Origin of the sequence: Methanobacterium spitsbergense, assembly GCF_019931065.1 — an archaeon.
In the GTDB taxonomy this organism is placed as follows: domain Archaea; phylum Methanobacteriota; class Methanobacteria; order Methanobacteriales; family Methanobacteriaceae; genus Methanobacterium_B; species Methanobacterium_B spitsbergense.
Genome location: NZ_JAIOUQ010000001.1, coordinates 46046 through 62927, shown reverse-complemented (window position 1 = coordinate 62927; position 16882 = coordinate 46046). Strand labels below are relative to the sequence as shown.

The following is a 16882-nucleotide window of genomic DNA, read 5'->3' as shown; positions in this document are numbered from 1 at the left end:
ATCTTGAATAACATCCTAAAATATTCAATTTAACTTCATATGATGGATTTTGCTATGGTAACGAATTATATGGTAAAAATACTCAATAGGAATGTTTATGATCTTGAAAAAGTGTATAATAAAATTAAAAATGTTATGATGGAGAATGAATATGCATACGCCTTTAGAACTATTAGAAAAATATTTTGAAAAATATGATCCATTAGAATTGGTTTCAACATTGGGGGGACTACAACTTTGTCAAGAAAATCATTCTCAAATACTTCGTCTTGAAACTGCTTCGAGAATAGCTTGTAAAACAAAAAATTTTAGAAATGAAAGTATAGACCCTATTGATTTTAGTTTAAATCTTAATACTTATCTACATTCTAATGGTGGCATAGGGATACTAGAAGACCCACCTGAAGGCCTATTTACTGATAACATAATGTTTGGCCAGAGTAATTATACTGTGTATTCTGGTTTATCTCATACTGAACCTCTTTGTGTACAAAATCTTTTAAACGTAATATTTTTATTAAAAGATGAATTTCCAGAAAAATTTCATGCATTTATTTATTTTGGAGCTATTAGTTTATTATCTTTGAGTAATGAATTAGCCAATAGAAATGGACAATATCGTTATATGAGTAGCCCTGATAGGTGGCGAAAAGATATAAAAGTTCCAGCAAGTGAAGGATTACATGAATTATCTAAAACTACTATATTTACTAAAGAGAAAATAGAAGAAATTGAAGATATTGATTATCACATGTTTATCCCTTTCATTCTACCATTTGGACATCAAAATTTTAACAATGAAGATATATCAAAGAATCCTCTATTTAAAACTCCGTTAATTAAAATATCTAATGATATTGTCATTGCCAATCCCGGAACCATAGCAGGTACACTAAGACATTTTATATTGATAACATCTCAACAATTTGGAGTTACAGATTTTTTATTAGAGAATTTAAAATCAAAAATATGGTTTGATGTAAATGAATATTTAAGGTGGATGTCTTTTCAAAAAATAGATTTAGATATTCCTTCTTTGGAGGAGAGTTTACCATTTGATGAAGATGTTTTTAAAATAGATAATGATAAATTGGCTTATGTTTTACTAATAACTGATGATTTAACTGATTATGACATAAATGAACCCTTTGGGACTTGGGATTCATCAGATTATTCCAAATTAGCTAGTGAAAGATGTGAGTTCATGGTCAATTGGCTAAAAGGAAATGTGTCTGATTGTAATGAAGTACTTGTACTTGTTATTTATGGGCAAATTGGTCGTTATGGAACTATTTGTATAAATGAGTTACCCGAATATTCACAGACTATACTTATGACTTATGAAGAATTAGGTGTGGCAGCAAAAACTAGAGAATGTGATAATTTAACTCTTTGGAAGTATGCAAAAGTACAGGATTCAATCAATAATTCGGTATTCGCTTCATTCTTAGATAAATATGTGTTTTATGTAAATAACAATCATAGCTTTTATATTTCAGATGATTTCGAGCCAAGTTCAATATCTATATCAATACCTGAGCTTGGTAAATCATTACGTATTAAAGTAGCAAATCTTTGGGATACTCACTCTGCAGTACACTTTGATAATCCAAATGCAAAAGTCAACCGTTTAGATGAAAATATACCAATATACTATTACGAAATAACCCATGAAAGGTTGATAGAGGGTTATCATCAACCCATATGGGTAGGGATTATAGATGAAATATATGAAAAACCAGAATTAAGAAGTTTGAGTTGGGATGTAACATCATCAATTAGCTATTGGTTATGGCAATTAACACCTAACCTTAAACTTCATCTGGAACCGTTAGGTTTTAATCCCATTCGTATAATTATTGATTTAGAAGATCCTGAAAATTGGATGTTTGGTGATTTTGAAGAATCGACTGAAACTCCAAATTTAGAATTTGAGGTTAATGATCAAACTATTCAATATAAAATTCCAGAAGGAATCTTTTTTATAATGAATCAAACAGATAATACGGCTGATAGGTTAATTATTGATGGGATTTTAAAGGCGTTTGGAATATTATTAGAAAATCATGGATTAACAAATAATTTAAATGATTTGGAGAGGCAACATATTTTAGATATACATGCACCTCTTGGAATGAAAAAACATTTCTTATTAATAAATGCAACAAATAATATATCTTTAAACCCACAATACATTCCTGAATTGCGTAAACTCCAAGAACATGATATTGAAAAGAATTTAGATGGGCTTGTAGATAATTTGGGAGATAAAACTCCCCCATTAGGAGAAATTCTAGATAAAGAGGCCAAAGTAGAGCTTTGTGGTAATATAGTAGATGTATATTATGAAAATTTAAAAACGACACTTTCTGAATTCAACTGGAAATCAGTTTTAGAGAAATTAGTTGGTAATAATGAGGCAATTTGTAATATAAGGGCTAATGAATCATTAAAAACAGCACCAGTATTAGGATGTTATTTGGATATCCCATCAAAAGTTGAAAAAGATATTATAGAAGTAATGGAAGTAGAAAGAACTGCTTTAACTACAAGAGCACTTATAGAAATCATTGCAGCTGAACCTCCAAATGGAGTTCATGAAATAACTATGGAAGCATTAGATAATATACTTGCAATAACTTATCATATTATCAATTGGGCTATGTTAAGCGATGATATTTATTTTGATTTATATGATATTGATCTAAAAATTCTAAGATCTGGACGTGTAGGGGTGAATAGGAAGGGAATGTCAGATACATGGGATCCCTTTATGAGATCTAAAACATTAGAGAATGTAGAAACTAATTTGGATAATTTTAAATTTATATATAAACCGGAACATAAACCCGATGAAAGTTTGAAGGAAGAATTAGATCAAGCTTTTAAGGTAGAATTTGGATTAACATTAACTCAGATGATTCAATTTAATGATATATTAATAAGAATAGCTTTTGAGCAGGAATCTTCTGCTCCTTCAATTTTAATGTCCGAATTAAAGTTAAGAATTATAGCTGAACTTGAGTGGACTGATGTAGAATTTAATAATTCATTAGATATTTTTGCATTGAAACAAAGAAATAAGTGGGAAGTTCCCCCGAATGGATTTGAAACTACGGATATTTGGCCTTGGAGATATAATCGCTCTCTTTCTTTCTTGAGAAGGCCTATAATTATATGTTCTGAACCTGATGATGATCCTTTGATATATTGGGGTCCACGTCATGTGGAGGAGGCTGAAAGGAATTTAGTTAATTTAGTTATTAGTGGCCAATACCAAGTAAATGAGAGTACTCCTCGTGAAATGAAAGAACTTGTTGGAAAACAGATCAATGATCGTGGCAAAAAATTTACTAATAGTGTAAAAGAATGGTTTGAGGAAAATACAGAGTTTGATATCTATTCTGAAGTACCAATTGCTCCAAGAAGGGCATTAAAAGCTAATTTAGACTTGGGAGACATAGATGTATTAGTGATTGATAATGAAAATAAGAATATCTTCTCAATCGAATGCAAACACATCTTTTATGGGCGTAATCCTCGTGAAATTAAAAATGAACTTGAAAAATTCATTGGGGAAAAAGATGAAAGTGATTCTTGGATTACTAAACATTCTAAGAGGGATAAATGGCTCAATGAAAATACTCACAAATTAATATCTGCTTATGGGTTGAAATCAAATGAATTTCAAGTTTTTTCAATATTTGTAACTGTTCGTGAAATCCCTATTACATATATTCAAGATATGTCTTTACCCTTTATTTCTTATACACGTCTTAAACGAGATGGTATAAATAGTTTATATGAGGTATTAGGACTAGATTAATATTATGGGAGGTTATCCTATGAGTAATATTATGATTTATCAATTAAAACTGGAATGTAATAATTGCTCCAAACATTATAATCTTAAACTTCCAGTAGATGAAGAACCAGAGTTATATCAAGAATATAAAGATTGGAAATGTAACGAATGTAAATCAGGAGAGCTTACCATAATTTATAAGAAACGTATTGAATAATAAAATTAAATTAATTATGAATGGGATAGTATTATGAACATTTCAGAAAAAATAGTCAGTGATGTATGCAAAAACTCATTTCTATCCTTTTGGAGCTTTCCTAACACGATTAGAACTGATAACAATAAAGAACTAACAGACATATTGATTGTAAACGATCCATATGTGATCATAATTTCTGTAAAAGAAATAAATATCAACCCCAGTGGAAATAGAGAAATAGATATTAGAAGATGGGAAAAAAATGCAATAAAAAAATCGTATAAACAGATATATGGTGCTGAAAGAGCTATACGTAATTCTCATACAGATGTCCTGACTTCTGACAAAAAATATGAAATTAAATTTCCAGACTCAGACAAAATGAAAGTATATCGTATAGGTATTTCTTTTGGTAGGAGGGAATCGTTCCCACTTCCATTTGGTGATCAAGGCAAAGGATTTATCCATTTTTTTGATCAACAATCATTTCCAATACTATTAAATGAATTAGATACAATCACAGATTTTGTTAAATATTTAGATGAAAAAGAAAAATTTTTTGATTTAGGAAAAAATGCTTATTTTAGTAGTGAAGAAGATTTACTGGCTATTTATTTACATAGGGGTAGATGGTTTCCTAAAACCATTGATAATACTTTAATTAATAGGGATTCCTGGGAAGAACTCATTCAGAAGCCAGAATATAAAAATAGGAAACAACAAGAAGAAAACAGTAAATTTTGGGATAGATTTATAGAAGAATTTTATCGTGATATGTCAAAAGGAGAACTACTTTTTACTAATGATTTTCACGAAGTTGAACAAGCTCTTCGAGTAATGGCTAAAGAGTCAAGATTTAATCGTATGATATTAGTGGATGCATTCTTTGATTTTGTTGGGGTTTATGGTGAACCGAAATCTCAAGCACGTATAGCTACATCTCCTTCTGGAGTAACATATGTTTTTTTATTAGATGAATATCGGGAAAATGATAGGAAACAGAGGTATATGGATCTTACTTTAAGATGCCTTGCTGCTAGGAATGTTATTAGAAAAAACAATGAGGTAGTTGGGATAGCTTCAAGCAAATATATCAACGGTGGAGGTCATGCTTATGATTTGTGTTATCTTTATAGGCCAGAATGGAATGAAGAAGATATAAAGAATTGTAATCAAATGCAAAAGGAATTAGGTTATTTTGTAAAACCAGAATATAAAGGGAAGCATTTTGATGAATATCCTAAATAGGTAAAAACCATAATTTGAGGAAGTTTGATTAATATGGGGGATTTATAATGAATTTTTGGTTATGGGTGGCTAAGAAAGAAGCAATTATAGGACAAGAAGGTTGTTGGGGTGATTGTGGCCCGGATGTCCAAGTTGGAGATATATGTTTTATTTACCATAAGAATCCCAAGAGTTATATTGAAGAAATGGCCTTAGTAAAGAGTGAATCAGTGCAGGATTGTCATATAGAAACTCAAAAAGGTGTTATAATAAATGGCCATTGTTGTAAGTATGAAATTATTCATGAATTTGTCTATCCTCTTCAATACAGGGACATGAAAGTAAATCCTCTCCTAGACGATTGGATTTCTACAAATAAAAATTTACAAGGTATGTTCTTTGAAGTTGATGATGTAATCTGCAATTTGATTGATGGTAAATTGAAAGAGATTAATGAAAATTATTGCGGATACAACTCTCTAATCTAAATTGGAATAGTAAATAAGTCTAAAGTTTTTTAGTCAAATTAATAAAGACTAGAGAAAAATTTCATTTTTAAACTTTAAACAAGTATAGTTACAAAGTAATCATAATAGCCTTGAGGAAAATATGTCTGGAAAAACTTTTATTAAAGAAGAAGTATTGGCAAAATACGAAGAAGTTCGTGATAAATATGATAGATTGGGGATTTTGTTAAATCACGAATTAAAAACTCTTTTTGAAGATAATGAAATTCCTGTAATGGATATATATTATCGAACAAAAGATTTTGACTCTTTCTGGAAGAAAATTGAAAGAAAACCATATGCCGATCCATTCGAGGATATTGAAGATCTATGTGGAATCAGAATAATCTGTACTCATAAAGCCAATTTAGATAAAATATCTAAAGTAATTAGAAGGGAGTTTGATATTTTAAAATATGAAAACAAACTTGATTCATTAGAACACGACAAGTTTGATTATTTATCTTTACATTTTGTGGTGTCATTAGAAGATGATTGGCTATATACTCCTAGTACTCGTGATTTAAGAGGACTAAAAGCGGAAATACAAATTAGAACTATATTAATGCATGCTTGGGCAGATGTATCTCATAAAATTTCCTATAAACGTGAAGAAGATGTTCCAACGCACTTAAGGAGAAAATTAAATCGATTAATCGCATTATTTGAGATAGCTGACGATCAATTTGATTTAATTGTAAAAGAAATAGAAGAATATAGAATTTCATTGATAGCAGAAGCGGAGAAATGTGGTCGTTTTGATGTTAATCAGGAATTGAATCTTGATAGCCTTCAGGCGTTTATGGATGTTTATTTTGAAGGAAAAGAAGAATCAATTGATAGAACAAGTAAACTTTTAGAAGCCATATTAGAATTTAATAAAAAAATTGGTAAAAAAATCGGGGATGAAATATCACTAAAATCCCTTGTGGAATATTATGAGATAGATAAGAATTATTTAACACCAGAAAATTATGATAGGGATGATATGAATGAAAAAGATAAACTTCATAACCGTACCCAAAACGAACTTACTCTAACGATCCTAGCAAATCATAAAAAATGGATGGACTTTAGAATAGATAACTTTTAGAAATTTTAAATTTTAAATGATCTGACTTTTTTTACAATGGTATATTACTATTCATATTATAAATAATAATTTTATTTCGCTAAACGGTACTAACCATATCCACAGTATCGATATATTGGATGTGGTAACATAAAATTTAATAACAATTTAGAACAAATTAATACTATGGAAAGTGATGATGAAAATTTAATTGAAGAATGGTTTCTTAAACGAAATATTTCATCAGGAACACAAATAGCCTATAAAAGGTCATTAAAGCTTTATACAGGAATTATTAACAAAGAAGTACATGAATTGATTGAAGAAGCTGAAAAGCAAGAAGTAAAAGGTATTCTCTTCAGGAAACGCAACATAAATATTTATTTACTCAAATATAGAAAATATCTTGAAAATAGCGAATTAGCTCCATCAACTTCAAATCTCTATTTTTATGCTATCAAATCATTTTACAAAGCATTTCATATTTTTTTACCTGAAATTGAGATTCCAAAGGGAGATATTGGATTAGATAAGAATATTGGTAAACCATTGACTCGTAAAGATATTCATAAATTAATAAGCGTTTCTCCACCTAGAGAAAGAGCTCTTATCTATTTAATGACTCTGTCAGGTATGGGACAAAGAGAGGCCAGAGATTTAACATTGAGAAAATTATTAAGTTTTGCTAGCTCAGCAATTGAAAAGGATTTAGATGATGTTTATGATTTATTTAAATTCGAAGATGAACTACTTAAAGAAATTTTGACTCTAGATATTACAAGAAGCAAAAGCAAAATACGACATCATACATTTATGCCTCCGGAATGTACTAGAGAGGTCATAACCTACCTAAAAGAAAGATGTTATGGCCGAAATAAAAAAATTAGAATAAAAAATAATGATGATACTGTTTTTGTAAGTAATTATGGTAGTAGATTAAGTAGAGACAGTGTAGTTACAAATTTCCGTAGAATGGGTGAAAAAGCCGGTTTTAAAAGAGAAAAAGGAACCTATAGTTTTTGGAGAGCTCATTCACTTCGAAAATATTTCATCAGCATAATAATTAATAAAATGCGTGAAAAAATTTTTGCAGATTACATGGTAGGCCATAAAATTAACGACCAAGATAGAACATACTGGAAAGCAGATCCCGCTGACCTAAAAAAACACTACTTGGAAGTACTTCCATACCTATCACTTGATAAAGCAAAGGTAAAAGATGTTGAAAGCAAAGAATTCAAGGAATATATTGAAAAATCCAGAGAAAAAGACGAAGTAGTATCTGCATTAGTTAAAGAAATGGCGGAAATGAAAGAAAGAAATCAAGCAAGAGACAAATTTTTGGATAAAATATTGAACAATCAAAATGTAATAGAAGAATTGGAAGAGTTAGACAAGTTAGATACTAATATTTCTTCGAATTAAGAGTACATTTAATTATTTTTACTATTTTAACGGGATTTATTATCTTTTTTCTTAGAAATTTCGTAATTTTCATAATAGATAATACTAAATAGTAATTTAATCATAAATATAATTGAAAATATAGAACTGAATGGAGGTGAAATGTATGTTAAAAGGTCTCGATGAAAAATTGAAAACAATATACGATGAACATAAAAACGATACAAATCCCCCAGTACCTGTCAAAACCATCAGAAAATACTTAGAACACGAAGGCGTTTTGGACAATAAAAAAGAATAATTTGAATATATTAAATTTCAACTCCTTAGTTTGAAGCTATAATTTAAAAAACGCCCAAAATTTTCCTTTGGAATGGAACTCATCCATTTCCACTTTTTTATAATAAACTTGTGTTTTGGGTAATCCCCCCAGATATAGTATACAACATATTAAATCTCTTACTTATTCATTCTTCATTTTTCTTACCGTAATGGCAAATTAAATCAACGATAAACGAATAACTATACGAATCAATGTACTTACCTATCAATATATTAAGCATAATTAAGAGATAATTTGATAGTACAATGTTCTATTTTATTTAAAAATTATTTATCAATTCAGAAAGATAAAATAAATATTCTAAGTTAATCTAAAACTACGGATAATATCGTTCATGTATAATTCCTTGGCCAGGAACTTAACATTTTTGTTAACTACCTTATTTAATGTAATTCTTACTTAAAAATATATTGAGTTTTATGAATCCATTCGATATAAAAACATGCTAGAAATTGATCTTCAGAAAATGATTAGATAAATAAAAATATAAATGAATGATTATGAGCTAAGAGATTTATCTAAAAATAAATATTTTATAATTTTAATTCAGATATGTCTTCAGATATATTTGAGATATCTTCTTTAGTCAAATACTTGAATTTAAATTTGTTTAAATCAAATCCCAAAGAAGTTTGAAGTAACATTGCAAAAATTTCCTTTTTTTTGTTAATTGATAATTCCCTCTTATTAGTCACAGCATGATATTGAATAGCAATTCTTTCCCAGATTTCAATTTCTGTATTAGGATCAATATCACGCTTAAATGCATCTGTAAATTCATCAATAGTTCCTAATTGAACTTCTGATAGGGTTTTGAATATCATATTTATTCTTGTTGTCAAAGTTTTTGGCAATTCTTTGTGTCTGATTGGTCCTGATTTTAAATCATTTATTGGAATAAGTTCAGGTTTAGTTTCTTTAATCATTTTTTTAAATGAATCAATTCGGTGGATATTCTCATAAATATCTGGCCTTACTACTTCAATTACGGATAAACAAATTTCTTTAAGTTTAATTCTTTTAGAATTTATTGCTTTAATATCAAGAAGAGAAGGACTATATTCAATAATGTCGTCTTCATCAACACCATGCCAAATTGGGATTATTTTAGTTTTTTCTTTCATTTTTTTGGCTCGCATTCCTCCTAGTTCATGACCAGGCCATCCTTCACTTTTTCTAATAAAATCTTTACTTATGACAATTATTCCTTGTTTAGATTTACTTAAACCCATATCAATCGATCTTGAAATACTATCTCCTACTTTTAAAGTAAAATCATCATACCAGACTTTTACACCGTATGACCTGAGACATTTAGCCAGAGGTTCAACAATATCAGCCTTGTCTTCAGAAGCATGACAAATGAATACATCCCAATTTAACTCTTTAGATTCTTCCATTCTAGTTATAACATTACCATTTTTGCTTTCAATATCCTCAGTTAGGATTCTTTTTATTTGATCATCTAAATTGTCATAAGCATCTTCAAAATACTTCTTCAGTTCTTCTGAAGACATTCCAGATAAAAATATCTTATCAGAGTTATCATAAAAATTTGTATGTTTAAAGTTTAAAGAACAATTGTCATTTATTCGAGTAATAGAATCATTAATTGAATTATAAACCTTATTATAATGATTTTCAAATTCAGTAATTTCATTAAGAGCATAATAACCACTTAAACTCTTAATTGCTTTAATTAATTTGCCTAATTCTATTAAATAATTTTCACATTCTTTGTTGATAAAATCACCCCAATTAATTTACCCTCTTTATAAACCATAACATTATTCTTATTAATATTAATATTGTAACTTAATAAGGGATATTTTCAAATTTTATAATAATATAATCAATTTGAAATACTCCCAAATTTCTACAACAATCTTAAATCACTAATTTTATATTTTGAAGATATAAATGATCAATTAATTCAAGCAAATAAAGGGAGAGATTTATACGAGTAAAATTGTAGATAATCAAAAAGATCTCAAAGATGGTCTAACACATTATAATATGGTAGATATATTTCAAGAATATCATGATGATGCAGAAGACTTTAAATTTCATGTTGGTTCAGGGTTTTTCTTTTTAGATGGTTTCGGAGAGTTATATAATAAAATAGACTTAAAAAAACTTAATCTCGGATCTGATACATATCTCAAACATTGGGGTACTCGTGCACCGATACTTGTACTAATGGGTAAGGAAACAAATCAAACTACTAAACAAGCATTGGTAAATGCAACGAATATGATAAAATATGCATTTAATGCCCATAATGAAGAATATTTAAAGTTTTTAGAGGATTTAATAGAAAAAGATTATATTAAATTTAAAGTTTTCACTGAACAAAAATTTCATGCTAAAATTTACTTTTTCTACGATGCTCGTGCTATCATGGATGTATTCGTAGGCTCAGCTAATTTAACATCTTCTGGAATGACCCGAAATATTGAACTCACAGCCCCTGTTAATGCATCATATGGAATAAGAAAAGCACATAAAGTATGGTTCATGAAATTATGGGAAAGAGCCACGGATGATTTAAATGTTCTAAAAATTATTCAATCTTACAAATCATATGATTTTATTTATTACGAACCAAAAAAATTCTTTGAAAACTTAATAAAACTTATGGACAAAGAATATCTGTTTTATGACTCAGATATTAGTGATAACACATTACTTGTAAAATTCCAAAGCTTTGACTTCTACCAAGTAATGAATATTTTAGAAAAGTATAATGGGTGCATTTTAGCATCTTCTGTTGGTTTAGGGAAATCATATGTAGCTTTAGAGGTTATGCGTTATACAGAAAATAATGATATGGAAGCATTACTTATTGGTCCTTCGAACCTGGTTAAAGGCGGTGTATGGAATGATTATCTTGATAAATATGATTTAGAGGTCGAAACATTAGGATTTGGTGATTTACAGCAAAGTAATTTTGATGCGACTTTGTATAAAGATTATGATTTAATTGTAATAGATGAAGCTCACAATCTTAGGAATGTATCTAATCGCAGGAACAATATGATTGAACTTATAAAGAACTCTCCTAATGCAAAATATTTATTATTAACTGCAACACCAATTAATATTAGGATTAGTGATTTAAATAGTCTTATTGATTTGTTTTATGATGTTAATAAGTACAGATGGCTAAATAAAGAACTTAAAGGTAAATATGAAAAATTTAAAACTAAGGTTAATAAATTAGAATTAGCCCCTGAAGAATCAAAAAAACTTTTTGATGAGGTTCAAGAACTTCAAAGATATATTGAACAGGAACTGATTGTTAAATCTACGAGAAGTATGATCAGAAAATATTTTGCAGAGGATTTATTAAAATTAGCTGGTACCAAAGAGCTACCTGAACCAGAGGTTATAAAAGAAGATTATGATTATCCTAAAGAGTACCGCCAGAAATTCTTTGATCGTTTACCTGATTTCCTTTATGATTTGAATTATGAATATACCAAATTTAGAATGGATGAAAGGAAAGGTCCTACATATATTGAAGATAAGAATTTAATTCATATGTATAGGTGGCTTTTATATAAGAGGGCAGAAAGTAGCATACATTCGTTTTACACTTCTTTGAACAGATTAAAAAATAAGTTAGAATTATATGTTGCTTTTCTAGAAAATAATTTATTATCTGCAGATTTTGGCCGATTTAATAATATAAATGAACTTCAAGAACGTTTAAACCTTGCTAAATCTATTTACGATGATTTTGAAGAGCAATCTAAGGAACGAATTATAAATAATTTAAACGAGGATATCATTGCCGTTAGTGAAATGCTTTCCGAGCTTAAAGAATTGAAAGAAAATAGTTGTTTTAGAAACGACACCAAATTAGAAAAATTAAAAACTATTCTCAAAGAAAATGATGATAAAAAATGTTTAATATTCACAGAGTACTTTGATACTCTAGAATATTTATATAAAAATCTTAAAGATGATTTTAGTATTGATTATGTTGCAGGTAAAAATATTGAAGGTCAAATAATGAAACCTTCACAAAAAGATAAAAGAATTAAGAGTTTTAAAGAGGGTATTTTTAATCATTTATTGTCAACTGAAGTTTTATCAGAAGGTTTTAACATTCCTGAAGCAGATATAGTCATAAATTACGATCTACCCTACAATCCTGTTCGATTAATTCAAAGAGTTGGTAGAGCAACTAGAATAAATGTTCCAAAAAAAATTCAGATCCGAAATTTCCATCCTGATATATCGATTGATCAAGAATTACAACTAATTGAAAAATTGAAATTAAGAATATCAAACATAATTAGTATGATTGGTATTGATTACAGTATTTGGTCTGATACAGAACAAATGATAAAAGATAGGGAGAAAATAGAAAGTGTTAACAAATGTGAAGTCATAAGAGAGTTGAAAAGAAGAATCGCCGAAGAAAATCCTGAAGAAATTTATCAAGTTAATTTAAAAGATGAATCTAAACTTGATATTCTTCTTAGAAAAAGCATTGAGAAATATGATATCAATTCAGAAGATATACCTATTACTAAACCATCTAAACCAATTTATACATCTTTAATTAGTAATAAAAAAGGATTTTACGGGGTATATAAATTTGATAATGATTTTTATGAATATGGTCATCCTGCTGAATTCATCCAGCAACCACTAAAACCAATTAAAAATTATAAAAATTCCGATATATCCTTATTTTGTGGAATAATAAAAAATAAATTTCGTGAAATTGAGTATCTAAAAGAAGATCAAGCAATGGATGATTCTAAAGAGATTATTATTGTAAATAAACTCAAAAAAATCCAAAAAAAAATTATTCCATTAAAGAGCACAATAAACAATATATTTTCAACTAAAATATATACAAATCCTCAAATAAAAACAATTATAGACGAAATTTATATGGAATCTTCAAAAAAAGGGTTTATATTCTATAAAGAGATATCTAAAATCCACAAATGGAAATCTCAAATAGAAACTATAATTGATGAAGAATATCCAGAAGAGATTAAAGTTATGGAAACATGGGTTAAAGATCCTGAATCATATAAAAAAAATATTAAAGCATTTATACAATACCAAGAGGAAGATAATAATGTTTAGTTTTGATATTACATTCCTTGAAAATAAATTAGGGAAATTTGATAAAGAGTATATTTATCCTAGAATAAGTCTCATAGAGGGTTCTTTAATCTATGTTGAAAAAAATACCAAAGAAGAATTAGATAATGAAATAAATCAAATTAAAAACAATGAATCATTAAAACCGACATATATTTGGGGATATGTTAATAGGACTAATGCTATATATTTGACTAGATCATTTGGAGAAAATAAGGTCTTCATTTACAACCCTCATTCAATGGTAAATACTACAGAATATATTAAAGGCAAATTAAAAGTACTAAAAAACCTCCAAAGAGATACAATAGATAGTTTATTCGATCAAAAAGCTGTATTTGATTATTTTTATAAAAAGCTTTGGGATATAAGATTAGAATTAGGGAAAGAAATCAGAAATAAAAATGGCTTATCTGATAGCGATGCTTTAATGGAAGCTCAGCATATTATTGATAGAATAATATTTACTTATTTTGTTTGTGAAAAGGATTTAGTATTTGTAAAAACAGATTCATCAACTGTTTTAGAACCGATTAAAGGAAATATATTGTTTTCTGATATATTAGATCAAATTTCCTCCAATACATGGGATTATTTAAAACATTTATTTTTTGAACAATTTGCAAAATCAGGTGTTAAAGAACTAGATTGTGGTGATGGAGTCTATATAAAAACTCCTTATCTAAATGGGGGTTTATTTAGACCAAAAACAATTGGTGGAATTAGTGAGGAAGATTTAGTAATAGAATATAATTGGAATAGTATTTTTGAACCTTTGAATAAATATTCGTGGATAATCGAAGATAATATATCCGATTTAGAAGGGGAATATGAGGGCAATTTAACACCTGAAATTATTGGACATATTTATGAAAAATTTGTAATTTCAATTGAAACATTAAACGAAATTAATCTTGATGAACTTAAAATATCAAAAAAAGGATATCTAATTAAAGGTAATAAGAAAATTGGAGCTTATTATACTCCAGAATTAGTCACTGATTATATATCTCGTAATACTATTACTCTTTTTCTCTATGAAAAGTTGGGAATCAAGTCTGATATGGATTTTAATGATTTTTTAAGTAATTCCAACATAGAAATTCTAAATAAATCGAATGAAATCTTAAATCAAATTACTATTTGTGATCCTGGATGTGGGTCTGGTGCTTTTTTAATCAAAGCGGGAGAGATATTACTCGAATACAAAGTTCTAATACAAAGAAAATTGGGAAAAGAAAATATTAGTCGGTATAATTTGAAGAAAGAAATTATAGTAAATAATATTTTTGGAGTAGATATACAAGAGGGAGCAGTAGAAATATGCAAATTAAGATTATGGCTTTGGTTAATAAGTAGTTCGCATGGTGATGTAGAACCTTTACCGAACATTGAATATAATTTTGTTGTGGGAAACTCATTAGTTGGATGGACAAAAGAAGAGTTAAAACAAAGTGTTTTATTTAATTTGGATAAAATGGTATTGGTAGTTTTAGATGCATTAAAAATCCACTATAAAGATAAAATTGATGATATCAAAAGAGTACTATTAAAAAAGGATATGCAAAGTTATGCAAAAGCTATGTCTCTTCTTAAAGATCTTTATTCTTATTCAACTGAAGGTGAAGCAGAACAACTGAAAATAGTTATAGAAAGTATACGGAAACCGATATATGATAAGATCAATGGTGTTTTTTATGATTATATTCGATCAGAAGGAATTAAGATTACACGTGATGAATACGATTTATTAGAACCCTTACATTGGATGGTTGATTTTAATGAAATTTTTTTAAATGATGGTTTTGATATAGTCATTGGAAATCCTCCTTATTTAACTTTTTCTAGAGTCAGTGGTTCGAAAGGAATTGAGAAAAAGCTTTTAAAGTCTTATAAAGAATATTTAACAGATTATTATACTAGTTCGGCAGAATATAAAATTAGTACTTATGCTATTTTCATGAATAAAGGAATTTCCTTATTAAACAAGGATGGATTTATGAGTTATATTACCCCAGATAGTTTTTTAATTGGAAGATATTATTCTAAATTACGAAATTTCATAATGAATACTTGCAAAATTGAAAGAATTCTTTTATTTAGAGAAGACTTTTGGAAGGTTGGAGTAATAGGTTTTCCTGTAATAGCCATATTTAAAAAAGAAGATGATAATGTTAAACGAGAAGATAATAATTTAACTGCTATTTGTACAAAATCAATAAAGGCTTTTAATAAAGGAATTTTGAAGCAATATTGCTATCCTCAGAACTATTTTAGAACAATCCAATATAATCGTTTTAGGTTATTTTTTGATCAATTTTCAAAAATCCTTGTAGAAAAAATTGAATCTAAATCATTACAAGCTGGAGATGTAGTTAGTTTACATGTTGGGATAAGACCTCGTATTGGATATAAGAATATCTCTTCAAAAACTCCTAAAGATGATAAATGGAAAAAAGGGTTAATTAAAGGCAATGAAATAACACATTTTAATGTAAATTATTGTCACAATTATATCAATTTAGATCCAGACTTATTGTGGGCTGGTGGTTTCGACAAAGATATTATCAAGCAAGATAAACTATTGATGCGAAAAACAGGAGATAGTTTAATAACTGCTCTTGATACTGATGGTTTATACCATTTGGATATAATGCATTCAATAGTACTTAAAGACAAAAAATATGATTTAAAATTTTTAATGGCTTTATTCAATTCAAAATTATTAAATCACTATTATCATTTAACTAATCTTTCTTTAGGAAGAGTAATGGCTCAAACTAATATGGAAACTGTAGAAAAGCTTCCCATTCGCCTTAACGATAATCAAGATCAAATTGTGAACAATATTAATAAAGTAATTAATATTAAAAACTCCGAAATGAATGAAAGAAATAAATTTATTAATTATTTAAAAAAGGATTTTAATATTGAAAAATTACCTAATAAACTTGAAAAATATTATGAATTATCAGAAGATGATTTTTTTAAGGTATTAATAGATAATAAAATCGAAATAAATTCCAAGGATAATGTTAGTAGAAAATTTAACAAGAGTTTAAGTATTTTGGTACCTTTTATAAAAAATAGTGCTGAAATAATCAGTAAAATAGATTATTTGATTTATAAAATGTATGATCTTTCAGAAACAGATATAGAGTTAATAGAAAAGGATTTCAGAATAATATGTTGATAT

General features: G+C 27.9%; 10 protein-coding genes. 9 read left to right on the top strand and 1 reads right to left on the bottom strand.

The genetic code is table 11. The features are described 5' to 3' along the window. The first annotated feature begins 151 nt into the window (after positions 1–151). The 7 genes from K8N75_RS00305 to K8N75_RS14030 all read left to right on the top strand — a co-directional run bounded on the left by K8N75_RS00305 (position 152) and on the right by K8N75_RS14030 (position 8514). Positions 152–3826 (top strand): hypothetical protein, encoded by a 3675-nt coding sequence (locus tag K8N75_RS00305; protein WP_223790179.1) that lies wholly within the window; start codon positions 152–154, stop codon positions 3824–3826. A 19-nt stretch (positions 3827–3845) separates the two neighbouring features. Then, a complete protein-coding gene (locus K8N75_RS00300; protein WP_223790178.1) occupies positions 3846–4022 on the top strand; it encodes a hypothetical protein in 177 nt (58 codons plus the stop codon). 33 nt (positions 4023–4055) lie between these two features. Continuing rightward, a complete protein-coding gene (locus tag K8N75_RS00295; RefSeq protein ID WP_223790177.1) occupies positions 4056–5252 on the top strand; it encodes a hypothetical protein in 1197 nt (398 codons plus the stop codon). A 47-nt stretch (positions 5253–5299) separates the two neighbouring features. Further along, entirely contained in the window at positions 5300–5719 is a 420-nt protein-coding gene (locus tag K8N75_RS00290) for an EVE domain-containing protein (RefSeq protein ID WP_223790176.1), read from the top strand. Between the two features lie 121 nt (positions 5720–5840). Then, complete coding sequence (locus K8N75_RS00285) at positions 5841–6830, top strand: GTP pyrophosphokinase (protein WP_223790175.1); 990 nt, start codon at positions 5841–5843, stop codon at positions 6828–6830. Between the two features lie 165 nt (positions 6831–6995). Next, positions 6996–8234: a tyrosine-type recombinase/integrase gene (locus K8N75_RS00280; RefSeq protein ID WP_223790174.1), complete on the top strand. Its 1239-nt coding sequence runs from the start codon at positions 6996–6998 to the stop codon at positions 8232–8234. Between the two features lie 145 nt (positions 8235–8379). Then, on the top strand, positions 8380–8514 hold the full coding sequence (locus K8N75_RS14030; RefSeq protein WP_255590745.1) for a hypothetical protein: 135 nt from the start codon (positions 8380–8382) through the stop codon (positions 8512–8514). A 575-nt stretch (positions 8515–9089) separates the two neighbouring features. On the opposite strand, the gene K8N75_RS00275 is transcribed toward K8N75_RS14030, so the two are convergent. Beyond that, positions 9090–10073, bottom strand: coding sequence for a toll/interleukin-1 receptor domain-containing protein (locus K8N75_RS00275; protein WP_223790173.1), 984 nt, complete (start codon positions 10071–10073; stop codon positions 9090–9092). Between the two features lie 499 nt (positions 10074–10572). Between K8N75_RS00275 and K8N75_RS00270 the strand changes: the two genes are divergently transcribed. Further along, positions 10573–13668 carry a helicase-related protein gene (locus K8N75_RS00270; RefSeq protein ID WP_223790172.1) on the top strand — a complete coding sequence of 1032 codons (3096 nt, stop codon included), beginning with the start codon at positions 10573–10575 and terminating at the stop codon, positions 13666–13668. After that, entirely contained in the window at positions 13661–16879 is a 3219-nt protein-coding gene (locus K8N75_RS00265) for an Eco57I restriction-modification methylase domain-containing protein (protein WP_223790171.1), read from the top strand. The genes K8N75_RS00270 and K8N75_RS00265 overlap by 8 nt, the downstream gene beginning before the upstream one ends. The last annotated feature ends 3 nt before the right edge of the window (positions 16880–16882 follow it).

What these genes read in the sequence shown, in the direction of transcription:
- K8N75_RS00305 (WP_223790179.1), top strand. Translation starts at nt 152, where the DNA reads ATGCATACGCCTTTAGAACTATTAGAAAAATATTTTGAAAAATATGAT.
- K8N75_RS00300 (WP_223790178.1), top strand. Translation starts at nt 3,846, where the DNA reads ATGAGTAATATTATGATTTATCAATTAAAACTGGAATGTAATAATTGC.
- K8N75_RS00295 (WP_223790177.1), top strand. Translation starts at nt 4,056, where the DNA reads ATGAACATTTCAGAAAAAATAGTCAGTGATGTATGCAAAAACTCATTT.
- K8N75_RS00290 (WP_223790176.1), top strand. Translation starts at nt 5,300, where the DNA reads ATGAATTTTTGGTTATGGGTGGCTAAGAAAGAAGCAATTATAGGACAA.
- K8N75_RS00285 (WP_223790175.1), top strand. Translation starts at nt 5,841, where the DNA reads ATGTCTGGAAAAACTTTTATTAAAGAAGAAGTATTGGCAAAATACGAA.
- K8N75_RS00280 (WP_223790174.1), top strand. Translation starts at nt 6,996, where the DNA reads ATGGAAAGTGATGATGAAAATTTAATTGAAGAATGGTTTCTTAAACGA.
- K8N75_RS14030 (WP_255590745.1), top strand. Translation starts at nt 8,380, where the DNA reads ATGTTAAAAGGTCTCGATGAAAAATTGAAAACAATATACGATGAACAT.
- K8N75_RS00275 (WP_223790173.1), bottom strand. Translation starts at nt 10,073, where the DNA reads ATGTCTTCAGAAGAACTGAAGAAGTATTTTGAAGATGCTTATGACAAT.
- K8N75_RS00270 (WP_223790172.1), top strand. Translation starts at nt 10,573, where the DNA reads ATGGTAGATATATTTCAAGAATATCATGATGATGCAGAAGACTTTAAA.
- K8N75_RS00265 (WP_223790171.1), top strand. Translation starts at nt 13,661, where the DNA reads ATGTTTAGTTTTGATATTACATTCCTTGAAAATAAATTAGGGAAATTT.